Here is a 16,044-nt window from a genome sequence, read left to right on the forward strand (position 1 = left end):
CTTCCTTTTACAATATTGTCAACCAATCGTAAATTAAGCTTCCTTGACACGAAGATTGATTACACTTGTTACATCTTGATAAATCTTAACCGGAACATCAATCAAACCAACTGCTCGGATTGGTGATTGAACTTGAATGTGGCGTTTATCAATTTTAATACCAAATTGTTTTTGCAATTCTTCTGCAATCTTCTTGTTAGTAATTGACCCAAATGTTCGTCCGTCTGGACCAACTTTTTCGACAAACTCAACGATTGTTTCTTCTGCTTCCAGTTTTGCTTTAATTTCCTTCGCTTCTGCAAGCATCTCTGCATGTGCTTTTTCTTCTGATTTTTGCTTACCGCGCAATTCACCAATAGCTTGAGCTGTAGCTTCCTTAGCAAGGTTTTTCTTAATTAAAAAGTTTTGTGCATATCCAGTTGGCACTTCTTTAATTTCACCTTTTTTCCCTTTACCTTTAACATCTGCTAAAAAGATTACTTTCATTCTTCTGACTCCTTTTCTTTTGTTTCATTAAAAATAACTGTTTTCAGTTTATCTCCTGCTTCTTGCAGGCTCATATCTGTCAAACGTGCCGCAGCTAAGTTAAAGTGACCACCGCCACCTAACTCTTCCATAATTCGTTGGACATTGATCTTACTTCTGCTTCGCGCAGAAATGGAGATTGCTCCTTGACTATTCTTAGCAAGTACAAAGCTGGCCTCTATACCAGACATGGCAAGCATAGCATCAGCAGCCTTACTAATAACAACCGTATCGTACTCTTTATCCTCCAAAGCTTGAGCAACCAGGATTGATGGCTGTACCATTTGCCCTTGTAAAATTAATTCATTTACCAATCGATATTCTTCAAAATCAGTGGCTGAAATTTCCTGAATGACAATGCTATCACTCCCTCTAGTTCTGAGATAACTTGCAACATCAAAAGTTCGACTAGTTACCCGAGAGGTGAAATTTTTAGTATCCAACATCATCCCTCCCATAAGAACACTAGCCTGAATACGACTCAAACGTTTCTTCTTAGAGTTTTGAAATTGAATCAACTCAGTTACAAGTTCACTAGCACTACTAGCTCCACTCTCGATATAGGTAATGACCGAATTATCTGGAAAATCTTGGTCACGACGATGATGGTCAATGACAATCGTCTGGGTAAATAAGTCATAAAACTCTTTGGATAAGGTTAAAGCTGTCTTAGAATGGTCAACCATCACCAGTAAGGAGCGTTTGGTAACCATTGTCATCGCTTGATTTAAAGGAAGAAGTTTTGAAACACCCTCATCTTCCAAATAATTGACCGCTCGAGCGATATCTGGAGACATCTGTGTAGGATCATAAATCACATAACTATCTTCTAGTACATTACTCGAAAACAACTGCATTCCAACTGCTGAACCAAGAGCATCCATGTCAAGATTCTTGTGACCAACAACAAAAACTCGATCGACACTTTTAAGTTTATCTGAGATAGCTGTCATCATAGCACGAGTTCGTGTCCGAGTACGTTTAACAGATGCTGCTGAACCGCCTCCAAAGTAGATTGGATTTTTGGTTTCATCATTCTCTTTTACAACTACTTGGTCACCACCACGAACTTCCGCTAAGTTGAGATTGAGGAGAGCAACCTTCCCAATCTGGTCATGATTCCCATCACCATAGGAAACTCCTATACTCATCGTTAGTGGCAAATTTCGTTGCTTAGCTTCCTCACGAAAGATATCAATCACAGAAAATTTATCCTGCATCAAGTGATCAAGTACGGTATAGTCCGTAAATAAATAGAAGCGATCCATGCTCACTCTACGAGAAAACATGGCATGTTTCCCAGCAAATTCTGAAACAAAATTTGCAACAAAGCTATTAATATGACTAATGTCTGATTCAGACGTTTCATTTTCCAAATCATCATAGTTATCAACTGAGATAATTCCAATTACAGGACGACTTGTTACCAATTCAGCAGTCGCCTCATACTCACCAGAAACATCAAAAAAGTATAAGACACCCGAATTTCTATCCAAATGCACTGCATAACGTTTCTCCCCAACAATGGCATAAGCCCCTGGAGTAGAAATCGAACTCTTCAAAATCTTTTGAAATTGAGGAAAATCAATTTCTCCATCCTCGGTTGTCAAAATTAACTCAGCATAGGGATTGAACCATTCAATCTCACTGCTGTCCATGTTTAATTTAACAACCCCGACAGGCATTTGCTCTAGGAGGGCACTCAAACTATCCGTAGCCTGATGATTGACATACTGGATTTGCTCGATATCTGTTTTTTTGTAATATTTTTTCTGGAAATTAAATAGCAGAACATAGAATACGATAAATAAAAATAGACTTGCTATAGTGATAAGATTATCCTTTACTAACACAATCAAAATGGTCATAATCGTAAAGGTTACTATAGCAATCAGATACATAAAAAAGGGATTTATTTCATTTTTTTTCATTACAAACCTCTTGCGCATTATTATACCACAAATGTAGCCAAAAAGCGACTTTTAAAGAGGAAACCCTATTTTCAAATAATAATAAAACATCCAAATCATAACCACCCGTCAAACGGGTGGTTTACACCAGGGCTATAAGCCCAAATTACCAGCCAGCGCCTAAAGAAGCTGGCTTTCACGTTGTTCAAGCCTCATTGCTCTTGACTCGTCACTTGCCTCTTAAAGAGGTGTGAGTATTACTTGCCACTATCCCTAAAGGGATCCTCATATTCTTTTACACTTAATTTATCTAGTGCTATATCATGCTTTTCCTGATCTTGTATGTATTTCCTTATCGTGGCTTCATTAAGCCCTACTGTACTCACATAATAACCTTCTGCCCAGAAATGCCGATTCCCAAACTTATATTTCAAATTGGCGTGTTTGTCAAACATCATGAGTGCACTTTTACCTTTTAAATAACCCATAAAACTCGAAACACTTATCCTTGGTGGAATACTTACTAACATATGTACATGGTCTGGCATTAAGTGACCCTCGATAATTTCAACTCCCTTATAACTACACAAGCGATGAAATATTTCACCTAAACTACTCCGATATTGATTATAGATGACTTTTCGTCTATACTTAGGGGTGAACACAATGTGATACTTACAGTGCCACTTTGTGTGTGATAAACTATGAGACTTTTGTACCATGGTTTTCTCCTTTCGCTTTACAATTGGCTTGAACACCTTTATTGTATCGCGTTTGGAGTTTTTTTGGTATAACCTTCGACGCGCACCCGCATAGCGGATGGTTTATTTGTCTCGCACCTCACGGAGCGAGACGGACTAATAGTCACATAACTAAAAAGTGGTTTACACTAGTGTAAACCACTTTAAAAGGCTAATTTTTTTGATTATTTAACTTCTAGAAGACCGATATCTCCATCTTCTCGACGATAGATAACATTTGTTGTTTCATCTTCAACATCTACATAGATAAAGAAGTCATGTCCCAATAAATCCATCTGTAAGATAGCTTCTTCCAAATCCATTGGTTTCAAATCAATTTGTTTTGAACGAACAACTTTTGGTTGTGCTACATCTAAGTCCTCAACTAAAACATCTGTAAAGAGTTGACTTGTAGATACTTTATTTCTGTTCTTACGTTCAATTTTAGTTTTGTTTTTACGAATCTGACGCTCAATCTTATCTGTCACCAAATCAATAGAGCCGTACATATCTTGAGAAATATCTTCTGCACGAAGAGTAATAGATCCAAGCGGAATGGTTACTTCTACTTTAGCAGTCTTTTCACGGTAAACTTTCAAGTTAACACGCGCATCCAATTCTTGGTCTGCTTGGAAGTATTTTTCGATCTTTTCGAGTTTAGAAACTACATAATCACGAATTGCTTCTGTTACTTCTAGGTTTTCACCACGGATACTATATTTAATCATATAAGTACCTTCTTTCTAAACATATTTGTTTTTCTAATTATATTATAACGCTTTCATATTTTTTTTGCAAACTTTTTCCTCATCTTGCGAGGGAAAAAGTTTTAATATTCTGACAACCAGCTGCTAAAAGCATACTTTTAAGACGATTCAAGGTAGTTCCAGTTGTATAAATATCATCAAAGAGTAAGATATTTTCTGGGGGCTTCACTCCATCTTTCAATAAAAATGGAAACTCTGCAAGTAAGCGATCCGATCGATTTTTTGAAGAACTAGCCTCAACTTCTTTTTTAACCAAAATATCCAGATATGCTAACCCAGTATCCTTTATCAAACCCTCAACTTGATTAAATCCTCTACTTGTAAAACGCTCGTCACTCAGAGGAACAATCACAATCTGATAGTCCTTATACTTCTTTAACTCTTTTTGCAATATCTCAGAAAATACCTTTCTAAGAAGATAATCACCATCAAATTTATAGTGACTAAAATATTCTTTCATGGCCTGATTATAGGAATAAAGAGCCACATGATCAACCTTTACACCTTTTTTACACCAAAATTGACAATCTTGACAGATGATTGACATTCCTTTTTTAAAACAAGTAGGACAATGATTACCACCGATACTCTCGAAAGACGAAATACAGGATTCACAGACTATTTCCTCCTCCTTTTTAAAACAGAGCAGGTTAGTAAAGGTTATCTCTGTTTGCAAGCTTTTACCACACAATAAACACTTCATACTCCTGCCTCCTGATTCATTTGCTTAATCTCCTTTATGGCTTTCTTAATGGACAGATTGAGTCCGTCATGGAAAAATATCAGTTCTCCGGTAGGACGATCCATGCTTCTTCCAACTCGCCCACCAATTTGTACTAAACTTGACTTGGTAAAGAGTTGATGATTGGCTTCCACCACAAAAACATCTACACGAGGGAAGGTAACTCCACGCTCTAATATAGTTGTGCTTATTAATATCGTCAACTCTCCATCTCGAAAGGCCTGTACCTGCTCTAATCGGTCTTCCGTAATTGAGGATACAAAGCCTATTTTCTCATTCGGAAACTTCTCCTGCAAAATTTCTTTTAGTTTTTCTCCCTTTTTAATCTCAGAGGCAAAGATTAGTAAGGGATAGGCCGTCTTTCTCTGTTTCTCAATGTAAAGTTTTAATTTTGGAGGTAAGCCATTTTTTTCTAAATATCTATTAAAATGCGATAACCAGATTGGCTTGGGAACAATGAGAGGATTTCCATGAAAACGACGAGGTAAACTGAGACGCTTTAACTCCCCTTGTTTAACTTTTCTATCTAACTCATCAGTTGACGTTGCTGTTAAAAATATTCTCAATCCGGTCTCCTTTACACAATTATTGACAGCATGGTAAAGTACAGGATTATCAACATAAGGGAAGGCGTCTACTTCATCCACAATCAATAAATCAAAAGCTTGATAAAATTTTAATAGCTGGTGAGTGGTTGCTATAACCAAAGGAGTACGAAAATAGGGATCCGACTCCCCATGTAATAGCGCAATATCACATGCAAAATCATTTTGTAGTCGTTTATGGAGCTCTAGGCAAACATCAATTCGTGGACTGGCCAAACAAACAGCTCCACCTTGATCAATCACCTTGGCAACAACTTGGTAAATCATCTCTGTCTTACCAGCTCCTGTCACTGCATGTACCAAGGTAGCCTCCTTCTTATCTACCGCCTGAAGGAGTCCTTGTGATACCCGCTCTTGAAATGGAGTCAGTTGACCTGACCATTTTAGTACATCTTGCTGTGGAAACCTTTCTTGCGGAAAATAATAGAGATTTTGATCACTTCTTATTCGCTTCATAATCAAGCATTCTCGGCAATAAAAAGCACCAATAGGCAAATGCCATTCTTCTTCTATCTGACTACCACAACGCTGACAATATTGTTGACCCTTTTCTTTTTTCATGGATGGAATTTGTTTTGCTTGTTGTCTCTCCTCATGACTTAATTCTTGCTCGGTAAAAAGGCGACCGAGATAATTTGGATTTACTTTCATATTTCTTTATTCGTAAAATGTAGAACTTTACGCTATTTTTTAGTACAATAAAAATATGGAATACAGAACTATAAAAGAGGACGGACAAGTCCAAGAAGAAATCAAAAAATCACGCTTTATCTGTCATGCCAAACGTGTCTATAGTGAGGAAGAAGCTCGTGACTTTATCACAGCTATCAAAAAAGAACACTATAAAGCTACCCACAACTGCTCTGCTTTTATTGTCGGTGAGCGTAGTGAAATCAAGCGAACTAGTGATGATGGAGAACCTAGTGGGACTGCTGGCGTTCCTATGCTAGGAGTTCTGGAGAATCACAACCTTACTAATGTCTGTGTGGTAGTTACTCGTTATTTTGGTGGTATCAAACTAGGAGCTGGTGGTTTGATTCGCGCTTATGCTGGTAGCGTTGCTCTAGCAGTTAAGGAAATTGGCATTATTGAAATCAAAGAGCAAGCTGGCATCTCCATTCAAATGTCTTATGCCCAATATCAAGAATACGGTAATTTTCTTAAAGAGAATAATCTTATAGAATTAGAGACAAACTTTACAGACCAAGTTGACACAATGATTTTCGTTGACAAAGAAAGGAAAGACGATATCAAGGCTGATCTCATTGAATTTTTCAATGGAAAAGTTACTCTAACTGACAAAGGTTTACGTGAAGTTGAAGTACCTGTAAACCTATCGTAAAGAAAGGAAATATCATATGGCTTTTGGAAGATTAATTCAGGGACTCGCTGGAAACTTCAGTGAGCAAAGTAAAGAAACTCTTACCAAGGAGTTTGGACAATATTTATTAGAAAATGAAGAAATTCAAAGCGGATATAAACTCATTCGTGACTCAATTATCTTTACAAATATCCGAATCATCTTTACAGATAAACAAGGGGCAACCGGACGGAAGATGTCTATCAAATCAATTTTCCTCATGAACATTGTCAATGTTGAAATGGAAACTGCTGGACTTGGGATTGATGATAGTGAGATTACGATTACTTATTTAGAAAATGCCTTTTTAAAATCTCACAATGAGCATTTTAATTCTCACAAATTTGAATTTCCAAAGAAAACTGATATTGTACCTCTTTACACCTATCTATTTGACTTAGCTTATCATAATCGTTTGAATATGAATGGTTTGAATCATTGATATAAAAAAATCCTATCACTCCGATAGGATTTCTATATTTTACAAAAGTTAAAGTTAGCGTTATACTAGTAGCATCTTATATAAAGAGGTGCTAATATGGCAATTTATAACAATATCACAGAACTCATCGGTAGAACACCGATTGTTAAATTGAATAACATTGTACCAGAAGGTGCAGCAGATGTTTATGTAAAACTTGAAGCTTTTAACCCAGGATCGTCAGTTAAGGACCGTATCGCCCTAAGCATGATTGAAAAAGCAGAACAAGAAGGTAAATTGAAACCTGGTTCTACCATTGTAGAAGCAACTAGTGGGAACACTGGTATTGGTCTCTCATGGGTTGGTGCCGCTAAAGGTTACAAAGTTGTTATCGTTATGCCTGAAACAATGAGCGTGGAACGTCGTAAAATTATCCAAGCTTATGGAGCTGAACTAGTCCTCACTCCTGGTAGCGAAGGAATGAAAGGTGCGATTGCAAAAGCGCAGGAAATTGCTGCTGAGCGTGATGGTTTCCTACCATTACAGTTTAATAACCAAGCTAACCCAGAGGTTCACGAAAGAACAACAGGAGCTGAAATTCTAGCTGATTTCGGAGCTGATGGTTTAGACGCCTTTGTTGCCGGTGTTGGTACTGGAGGAACTATTTCTGGTGTTTCTCATGCTCTTAAAACTGCTAACTCAAACATTCAAGTTTTTGCTGTTGAGGCAGACGAGTCAGCTATCTTGTCTGGTGAAAAGCCAGGTCCTCACAAAATTCAAGGTATCTCTGCTGGATTCATTCCAGATACACTTGATACAGAAGCTTACGATGGTATCGTTCGTGTAACATCAGATAATGCTCTAGCACTTGGCCGTGAAATCGGTGGAAAAGAAGGATTCTTAGTCGGTATTTCTTCTGCAGCAGCTATCTATGCAGCAATTGAAGTCGCTAAAAAACTTGGAGCAGGTAAAAAAGTCCTTGCGCTTGCACCAGATAACGGAGAACGTTATCTATCTACAGCACTCTATGAGTTTGAAGTATAGTCTCCTAAATACATTAAGCCCTAAGTATGGGGCTTTTTGTTTACCTTCAAAGAGATTCCTCTAAGTTCCCCTCCAACAAAAGAAAAGGAAGCTGATTTGCTTCCTTACTTTTTATTAGTTATTCAAGGCTGCTGCCATTGTAGCTGCAACTTCTGCTTCAAAGTCGTTTGCAGCTTTTTCGATACCTTCACCAACTTCAAAGCGAGCGAACTCAACTACTGAAGCATTAACTGATTCAAGGTAAGCTTCAACTGTCTTGCTGTCATCCATGATGTAAACTTGTGCAAGAAGTGTGTATGCTTGGTCAACTTTAGTGTTGTCAAGCAAGAAACGATCCATTTTACCTGGGATGATTTTATCCCAGATTTTTTCTGGTTTGCCTTCTGCAGCCAACTCAGCTTTAATATCAGCTTCAGCTTGAGCAATCACTTCATCAGTCAATTGAGCTTTTGATCCATATTTCAAGTGTGGAAGAGCTGGTTTACCAACCATAGCACGGCTTTCGTTATCTTGGTCGATAACGTGGTTCAATTGTGCCAACTCATCTTTAACAAATTGCTCATCCAATTCTTTGTATGAAAGAACTGTTGGTTTCATAGCAGCGATGTGCATTGAAATTTGTTTAGCAAGTGCTTCGTCTCCACCTTCGATTACAGAGATAACACCGATACGTCCACCGTTGTGTTGGTATGCTCCGAAGTGTTGTGCATCTGTTTTTTCAATCAAAGCAAAGCGACGGAATGAGATTTTTTCTCCGATAGTTGCTGTTGCAGACACATAAGCTGCTTCAAGAGTTTCACCTGAAGGCATTGTCAAAGCAAGAGCTTCTTCGTTATTAGCTGGTTTTCCTTCAGCGATTGCTTTAGCTGTTGCGTTTACCAACTCAACAAATTGAGCGTTTTTCGCAACGAAGTCAGTTTCAGCATTTACTTCAACAACTGCTGCAACGTTACCGTCAACATAAACACCAGTCAAACCTTCTGCAGCAACACGGTCAGCTTTCTTAGCTGCTTTTGCCATACCTTTTTCGCGAAGCAATTCGATCGCTTTTTCGATATCGCCTTCAACTTCAACCAATGCTTTTTTAGCGTCCATAACACCAGCACCAGATTTTTCACGCAACTCTTTAACAAGTTTAGCTGTAATTTCTGCCATTTTGATTCTCCTATATTTTTTAAAAATAGGAGAGCCGGGCTAAGCCCCGCCCTCCTAGGTAATTACTATTTATATGAATTAAGCGTTGTCGCCTTCTACAACTTCAACGATTTCTTCGATTGAGTCTGCTTGAGCTTCTGAAGCTGCAAATTCTGCTTCAACTGCTGCAACAGCATCTTCACCTTGGCGACCTTCGATGATAGCGTCTGCCAATTTAGCTGTAATCAACTTAACTGCGCGGATAGCATCATCGTTAGCTGGGATGATTACATCGATATCGTCTGGATCTGTGTTTGTGTCAACCATCGCTACAACTGGGATTCCCAATTTTTTAGCTTCTTTAACAGCGATTTGCTCTTTATGTGGGTCAACTACGTACATTACATCTGGGATACGAGGCATATCTTCGATACCACCCAAGAATTTTTCAAGACGTGCACGTTGTTTGTTAAGAAGCGCAACTTCTTTCTTAGGAAGAACTTCAAAAGTTCCATCTTCTTCCATACGTTTGATTTCTTTCAAACGAGCGATACGTTTTTGGATTGTTCCCCAGTTTGTAAGAGTTCCACCCAACCAACGGTGGTTGATGAAGTATTGACCTGAACGTACTGCTTCTTCAGCAACTGCGTCAGCTGCTTGTTTCTTAGTACCAACAAACAATACAACTGCATCGTTAGCTGCAGCATCACGCATGAAGTCGTATGCTTGGTCAGCGTATTTTACAGTTTGTTGCAAGTCGATAACGTGGATTCCGTTACGTTCAGTGAAGATGTACTTAGCCATCTTAGGGTTCCAGCGACGAGTTTGGTGACCAAAGTGTACACCAGCCTCAAGAAGTTGTTTCATTGAAATTACTGCCATGAGTATTTCTCCTTTTTGTTTTTTTCCTCTTCTTGATTTCAGCTTGCAAAACGACCCGAAGGCAACAGCTTCACAATTCATCAAGAATGAGTATTATCGTTTACACGACAATTTACATTGTATCATAGTTGAGCCTTTTTTTCAAGTAATTTTGCTAGTTTTTCAATGAAAACTCAAACGTCTCACACTAACTTCTACCATAGTGGAACTTAGTTTGGGTATTTAGCGAAAACTCAAACTTGGGATTTCACCATCTTATAAATAAGAAAAGAGACTCAAATTGAGTCTCGGTTTTTTTCATTAGTTTGGATAGATGTAAGTAACATAACCTTCAGAAGTCGTAGTTGGGTTGAACCATCCACGTTTGTTACCAATTGTACGATCTCCACCGTAGTTAGATTCAGATACCTGAATACTTGATGATGATGAAACAGCTGTAACAACCGCTACGTGTCCATATCCTCCATCATTCCAACATGCAATCGCACCAACTTGTGGTTGAGAACCAGTACGGAATCCTGCTGCAGCTGCACTTGTTGCCCACTGCGCTCCGTTACCCCAATAATCTCCAGCCCAAGGTGCCAATGTTTTAGCTCCCCAAGTACATTCACCAGTTGGATAACTTGAAGCATTTGTACTATATGTTGGACGTGATGTTGTACGAGTAGCTACAGGTGTGTAGCTTGAATCATCATCTGATGATGAAGAACTTGAAGTTGCTTGCACTTGTGCAGCAAAGCTTGTATTTGCTGATGCTGCAACTGATTGTTGTTGACTTGCTTGTCTAGCTTTATAAGCTGCTTCTGCCTCTGCTGCCGCTTTAGCTTCTGCCTCTGCTGCTGCTTTTTGCTCCAACAAGCTAGTTTTTTCATTTTCTGCTGTAGCTTTTTCAGCTGCAAGATTTAACTCAGCTACTTTCAATTCTGCTTGTTTTGTTGTCAAAGCTTGAGCATCGTCAGCAAGTGTTTGTTGGTTAGCAATGACTGTATTGATTGCTTCGTTGTTTGCAACTTGTTTTTCAGAGATAGCTTTCTTATCTTCTTTTTGTTGCTGCAACATTTTATTGTTTGCTGATACGATTTCACTCATAGCTGCTACACGAGAAATAGCTTCTGTGATTGAGTCAGAGTTAATAATCGTATTGATGTAGCTTGTAGCAGTTCCGTTCGTTTGTGCACTACGAGCTTGGTTTTCAAGCGATGCATTACGAGCTACAATATTTTTTGAAAGCTCTGCGATTTCACCTTCAAGTTTTTTAGATTCTTCTTGAAGTTTTTCGTTTTCAGATTGCAATTTTTCTTGCTCTGATTGAATAGCTGAAACTTTAGTTTGAATTTCGTCTACTTGTTTTTGAGCTTCTTTCTGTTGAGCTGTCAAGTTACTAATTTTACTATCTTGAGCAGCAATTTTTTCATCTGTTGTATTTGCTTTAACACTTGAAAGAACAGCTCCTTGTGAGACTAATACTGTACTTAACAAAAGTGATGCTAGGATTTTTTTCTTCATAAGTGTGAATACTCCTTCTTTTAAGACAATACTAGTATATCAAAAAAAGGCCTAATAAATATTACGCCTTTATTACAGTTTTGTTTCTTTCTTATAGATATATTATTTCAAAAATAAACTGGAAAACTAACATCCATAGACAGTTTAATATCATTGACGGAACTAGACCATAAACGATAAAGACTGTTATACTTTCAGCAGTTAATCCAATCATTTGCGCTAGAAGAAAACTACCAAATTCAAAAGAGAAAGTCATCATTAAAATAGCTAATAGTCTAGTCCATCTATTTGATAAAATAATCGCATTATTTTTATAAATGATTGCACCAATAATCACAAAAAGAAGACTAGCAATCCCTACTAAATGGAAAAAATAAATATCGTATATAAGACCAATAAATAAGCAATAAACTAAAAATAGATACTCCGATACTTCAATAGTTTCAAACAACAAGAATATGAAGATAAAGTGACTAACAATTTGAAAATGTGGAAAAAAACTATTTGCAAATTGCCCTAAATGACTGTCTATTAAGACAACTATAGGCAAGAGTAAAAACATCCCTATCTGCTTCAACAGTCTCATGATGGATTCCCCACTAACTCTACAACTTTGGTATTCATTGAATCAGACTGAAGTTTGACTAACACCTCTCTTGTCAGATAGTCATTGCTATGCGTCACAGATTCGACCTCACCTACTGGAATGTCAGTAGCATTAAAATTACCAAGACCACCAGTTACGACCTTATCGCCTTTACTAATGTCGCTACTGCTATTTAATTGACTAATTTTCAGTAGATCTTTTTCCTTATCGTAGCCAATGATAATTCCATAAACACTGGTAGATCCATGCTGGATTTTAACAGATATTTTCTCTGTATTTTCAGCGTTGGTTAATAAGTTGACTACAGTAGAGTTATCTTCAATCTTTCCCACGCTTCCAATTAGTCCCCCACCAGCTATAACAAGCATATTGCTTGTCACGCCTTGTTGAGAACCTGCATCAATTGTCAACTCTTGTTTCCAGGTTGCAGGAGTTCTCATGATGACGTCAGAAGCAATTAACTTGGTTGCATTCAATTTTGACTTCATATCCAATAACTGACGTAGTTGCTCATTTTCTTCCTTCAAACTGTCTGCTTCATTCGTTTCCTTCTTCATCTGATAGAGTTCTTTTTTGAGAGTTTCATTCTCGTTATAGGTTCTGGTCAAACGACCTAAATCAGATTTTACGGAAGAAAGCCATTGAAAAGGCTTTTGCACTATTCTATCGACTAATGAAATTCCATCTCCAGCTTTTGTTACAACTGCACTTGATTGTGTTGTCACTAAAAAAACGGATACTACTAATACAACGACAAATAGAACAATGATATATTTTGATTTTTTAAAACGGTTCATACCTCTACCTTATATTACATTCTAAGATTTTAGCAAAAATAGAATTGCACCCAATACACAAACAAATAATAGCGCTATACTGTCTCTGTTCATCCAATTTAACTGTCGATACTGACTGCGTCCATTTCCACCTTGATAGCCTCTAGCTTCCATGGCTGTAGCAAGAGAATCTGCTCTTTTCAAACTCGTAGCGAACAAAGGAATCAAAATAGGTATCATAGCCTTAACTTTTTGGATTACATTTCCTTCTCCAAAATCAACACCACGCGCCTTTTGAGCATTCATTATGCGAATCGTATCATCCATCAAGGTTGGTACAAATCGCAAACTCATAGACAACATGAGCCCAATCTCATGAACTGGAACCTTAAATCTTTTTAAAGGTCCAAGCAAGGATTCAACTGCTGTTGCCAAACTTAGTGGCATGGTCGTCAAAGTAAGCAAAGTTGAGAAAAAAATAATCAACACAAAACGACAAAAAATAATTCCTGCTTGCTCAATACCATAGCTTGTGATTTTTATAAATCCCATCTCGAACAAGACGTGACCACCAGAGATAAAGAACAGTTGAAAAAGGGTTGTAAAAGCAATCAGAAAAAACATAGATCGCAAACCTTTTATAAAAAAAGATAAGGGAACTTCTGATAAAACGACAAATATGCCTGTTGCAATGAAGAGTATGAGATTTGTAATTGGATTATTGGCCCAAAAAGCGATGATGATCAATAAAATCATTGCTACTAACTTACTACGAGGATCTAGACGATGAATAATCGAATTTCCTGGTATGTATTGACCTAAAATCATATTATCCATTGATAAACTCCTTAAACTCCTCTATCGTTATCGGCAATTGTTCGAAAGAAATTCCTCTGTCAACTAGCCTTTGAGCAAATCGTGTGATTTTAGGAACACCCAATTGGATTTTTTCCATAAATTCGACATTTTGAAAGACAAGACCTGGTTTCCCACCTTTAACTAGTTTCCCTTTTTCCATCACATAAACTTGATCAGCAAATTCGGCCACATCATCCATAAGGTGGGTTACTAAAACAATTGTTATGCCATCTTGATGAAGCTTTTTAAACAAGGTCATCAACTCTTTTCGACCAATTGGGTCCAAACCAGCTGTTGGCTCATCTAAGACCAAAATTCTTGGCTCCATTGCCAAAATTCCAGCAATCGCAACCCGTCTCATTTGTCCACCCGAGAGTTCAAATGGACTTCGTTCAAAGAGTGATTCATCGATTCCTACTAAAGCTAGTTTTTCACGCGCAATAGCTTCTGCCTCTTCTACAGAAACTCCAAAATTTTGAGGGCCAAAAGCCACATCTTTTAGGACAGTTTCCTCAAAGATTTGATTCTCTGCAAACTGAAATACCAGGCCAACTTGTTTGCGAATTTGACGAATTTGCTTATTAACTGATGTTGGTGTAATCAATGTATCAAAAACACGAACACTTCCCTCTGTAGGAACCAACAAACCATTCAAAAGTTGAAGGATTGTAGACTTTCCGCTTCCTGTATGCCCAATAATGGCAGTATAAGAACCATCCTCTATTGACAAACTGACATCTGACAAAGCAGCTGAGGCAAAGGGTGTTCCTTCCTGATACGTATAACTAACATTGTCTAGAATAATTCCCATAAAGCCTCCTCGAGCTCCTCCTCGGTCAGGTAGTGCTCTGGTAATTTTAAGCCATTATCACGCAGTGATTGTTTTAATTGGTTGACAAAGGGTTGGTCTAAGCCAATTTGATCTAGATCCGCTCTAGAAAATAATTCTCTAGGAGTGCTTGTTGACTCGACTTTCCCTTTTTTCATTACTAAAACACGGTCACTCATAGCAACCTCATCTAAATCATGCGTAATGGAGATAACTGTTATCTGGTGGTCTTGGCGAATTTTCTGGACTATCTTAATCAACTCTAGTCGTCCTTCTGGGTCCAACATACTTGTAGCCTCATCCAAGATTAAAATATCTGGTCGCAGAGCTACAACTCCTGCAATAGCTACTCTCTGTTTCTGACCTCCTGATAAACGAGATGGTTCCTTTTTAGCAAATTCAGCCATCCCAACCAATGATAAAGCCTCAGAAACGCGTTTCTTCATCTCTTCAAGTGGGATTCCTTGATTTTCCAGTCCAAAAGCAACGTCGTCTTCAACAGTTGCTCCTACGAATTGGTTATCAGGATTTTGAAAGACCATACCAATCTTACGTCTTTTTCCCCAGACATTTTCTGGAGTTAGGCAATCACCGTCTATCCAAATTTCTCCAGATTCAGCCTCGAGCAAACCATCAATCAAGCGAACTGTCGTTGATTTTCCACTACCATTATGACCAACGATAGACAACCATGCTCCACGTTTCACGTGAAACGAAATGTTATGAACATCATAATGTTCTTGATCTGTCTGATATCGAAAAGACAGGTCTTTTATCTCAATAATCGATTCCATATCTAACGAAAGGTTCCTTTAAACAAATATGCGCTTCCCTTGAAATAATCATAACCAGAATAAACTGTGAAAAACAAGGCAATATAAAGAGTTATCTGACCAAGCACATTCCAGTGAAGTAGCAAGAATATAATCGCAAACATCTGACTAAATGTTTTAATTTTTCCTGGCATTGCTGCAGCTAAAACAGTTCCACCTGTTTCAACTAAGAGCAAGCGCAAACCAGTGACTGCAAGTTCACGGCAGATAATAACTGCTACCACCCAAGCTGGTGCCATCTTTAGACCGACCAACATGATAAAGGCTGACATAACCAATAATTTATCAGCCATTGGATCTGCAAATTTACCAAAATTACTAACCACTTGCCATTTTCTAGCTAAATAACCATCTAGATAATCAGTGATACTGGCAATAGCAAAAATAACTGCTGCTATTTTATGTAACACAGGAGATGGTCCAAATGATAGAAGGAGAACAAAAATCGGAATAAATAAAATTCTACCAAGCGTCAGTATGTTAGGAATATTTTCTTTTTTCATAT

The 16,044-nt window shown here is 37.9% G+C and carries 18 protein-coding genes; 3 read left to right on the forward strand and 15 right to left on the reverse strand.

The window, feature by feature from the left end:
- Positions 1 to 33 precede the first annotated feature (33 nt).
- The 6 genes from rplI to QM867_RS07255 all read right to left on the reverse strand — a co-directional run bounded on the left by rplI (position 34) and on the right by QM867_RS07255 (position 5,940).
- Positions 34 to 486 (reverse strand): 50S ribosomal protein L9, encoded by a 453-nt coding sequence (gene rplI, locus QM867_RS07230; RefSeq protein WP_000864204.1) that lies wholly within the window; start codon positions 484 to 486, stop codon positions 34 to 36.
- Positions 483 to 2,456 carry a DHH family phosphoesterase gene (locus tag QM867_RS07235; RefSeq protein ID WP_414315441.1) on the reverse strand — a complete coding sequence of 658 codons (1,974 nt, stop codon included), beginning with the start codon at positions 2,454 to 2,456 and terminating at the stop codon, positions 483 to 485. Before QM867_RS07235 ends, rplI begins: the two co-directional genes overlap by 4 nt.
- A 236-nt stretch (positions 2,457 to 2,692) precedes the next feature.
- On the reverse strand, positions 2,693 to 3,157 hold the full coding sequence (tnpA, locus tag QM867_RS07240; protein ID WP_311522332.1) for an IS200/IS605 family transposase: 465 nt from the start codon (positions 3,155 to 3,157) through the stop codon (positions 2,693 to 2,695).
- 203 nt (positions 3,158 to 3,360) lie between these two features.
- Positions 3,361 to 3,903, reverse strand: a complete 543-nt coding sequence (hpf, locus tag QM867_RS07245; protein WP_049509978.1) for a ribosome hibernation-promoting factor, HPF/YfiA family — start codon at positions 3,901 to 3,903, stop codon at positions 3,361 to 3,363.
- A gap of 79 nt (positions 3,904 to 3,982) precedes the next feature.
- Complete coding sequence (locus QM867_RS07250) at positions 3,983 to 4,645, reverse strand: ComF family protein (protein ID WP_414315442.1); 663 nt, start codon at positions 4,643 to 4,645, stop codon at positions 3,983 to 3,985.
- Entirely contained in the window at positions 4,642 to 5,940 is a 1,299-nt protein-coding gene (locus tag QM867_RS07255; protein ID WP_153224654.1) for a DEAD/DEAH box helicase, read from the reverse strand. Before QM867_RS07255 ends, QM867_RS07250 begins: the two co-directional genes overlap by 4 nt.
- 55 nt (positions 5,941 to 5,995) lie before the next feature.
- Here QM867_RS07255 and QM867_RS07260 point away from each other — a divergent pair, with 55 nt between their 5' ends.
- The 3 genes from QM867_RS07260 (at position 5,996) to cysK (ending at position 8,114) form a co-directional block, all read left to right on the forward strand.
- Positions 5,996 to 6,631: a YigZ family protein gene (locus tag QM867_RS07260; RefSeq protein WP_153224653.1), complete on the forward strand. Its 636-nt coding sequence runs from the start codon at positions 5,996 to 5,998 to the stop codon at positions 6,629 to 6,631.
- A gap of 16 nt (positions 6,632 to 6,647) precedes the next feature.
- Positions 6,648 to 7,091, forward strand: coding sequence for a PH domain-containing protein (locus tag QM867_RS07265; RefSeq protein WP_153224652.1), 444 nt, complete (start codon positions 6,648 to 6,650; stop codon positions 7,089 to 7,091).
- A gap of 96 nt (positions 7,092 to 7,187) precedes the next feature.
- Positions 7,188 to 8,114, forward strand: a complete 927-nt coding sequence (gene cysK / locus QM867_RS07270; RefSeq protein ID WP_371608097.1) for a cysteine synthase A — start codon at positions 7,188 to 7,190, stop codon at positions 8,112 to 8,114.
- A gap of 114 nt (positions 8,115 to 8,228) precedes the next feature.
- Here the strand turns inward: cysK and tsf are convergent, their stop codons facing one another.
- The 9 genes from tsf to pgsA form a co-directional block, all read right to left on the reverse strand.
- Positions 8,229 to 9,269, reverse strand: coding sequence for a translation elongation factor Ts (gene tsf, locus QM867_RS07275; RefSeq protein ID WP_000808094.1), 1,041 nt, complete (start codon positions 9,267 to 9,269; stop codon positions 8,229 to 8,231).
- 78 nt (positions 9,270 to 9,347) lie between these two features.
- On the reverse strand, positions 9,348 to 10,130 hold the full coding sequence (rpsB, locus tag QM867_RS07280; RefSeq protein ID WP_000268462.1) for a 30S ribosomal protein S2: 783 nt from the start codon (positions 10,128 to 10,130) through the stop codon (positions 9,348 to 9,350).
- A gap of 300 nt (positions 10,131 to 10,430) precedes the next feature.
- Positions 10,431 to 11,636 carry a peptidoglycan hydrolase PcsB gene (pcsB, locus tag QM867_RS07285; RefSeq protein ID WP_153224650.1) on the reverse strand — a complete coding sequence of 402 codons (1,206 nt, stop codon included), beginning with the start codon at positions 11,634 to 11,636 and terminating at the stop codon, positions 10,431 to 10,433.
- A gap of 91 nt (positions 11,637 to 11,727) precedes the next feature.
- Complete coding sequence (mreD, locus tag QM867_RS07290) at positions 11,728 to 12,222, reverse strand: rod shape-determining protein MreD (protein ID WP_414315443.1); 495 nt, start codon at positions 12,220 to 12,222, stop codon at positions 11,728 to 11,730.
- Positions 12,219 to 13,040 carry a rod shape-determining protein MreC gene (gene mreC / locus QM867_RS07295; protein WP_414315444.1) on the reverse strand — a complete coding sequence of 274 codons (822 nt, stop codon included), beginning with the start codon at positions 13,038 to 13,040 and terminating at the stop codon, positions 12,219 to 12,221. Before mreC ends, mreD begins: the two co-directional genes overlap by 4 nt.
- Positions 13,041 to 13,061: 21 nt before the next feature.
- Positions 13,062 to 13,856, reverse strand: coding sequence for an energy-coupling factor transporter transmembrane component T family protein (locus tag QM867_RS07300; protein WP_414311359.1), 795 nt, complete (start codon positions 13,854 to 13,856; stop codon positions 13,062 to 13,064).
- Positions 13,849 to 14,688 carry an energy-coupling factor transporter ATPase gene (locus QM867_RS07305; RefSeq protein WP_414315445.1) on the reverse strand — a complete coding sequence of 280 codons (840 nt, stop codon included), beginning with the start codon at positions 14,686 to 14,688 and terminating at the stop codon, positions 13,849 to 13,851. The genes QM867_RS07300 and QM867_RS07305 overlap by 8 nt, the downstream gene beginning before the upstream one ends.
- Positions 14,673 to 15,500, reverse strand: a complete 828-nt coding sequence (locus tag QM867_RS07310) for an energy-coupling factor ABC transporter ATP-binding protein (RefSeq protein WP_281335765.1) — start codon at positions 15,498 to 15,500, stop codon at positions 14,673 to 14,675. The genes QM867_RS07305 and QM867_RS07310 overlap by 16 nt, the downstream gene beginning before the upstream one ends.
- Before the next feature lie 2 nt (positions 15,501 to 15,502).
- A complete protein-coding gene (gene pgsA, locus QM867_RS07315) occupies positions 15,503 to 16,042 on the reverse strand; it encodes a CDP-diacylglycerol--glycerol-3-phosphate 3-phosphatidyltransferase (RefSeq protein WP_414315446.1) in 540 nt (179 codons plus the stop codon).
- Positions 16,043 to 16,044: the final 2 nt, after the last annotated feature.

The sequence above is a fragment of the Streptococcus infantis genome (genome assembly GCF_047463635.1).
GTDB lineage: Bacteria > Bacillota > Bacilli > Lactobacillales > Streptococcaceae > Streptococcus > Streptococcus infantis_W.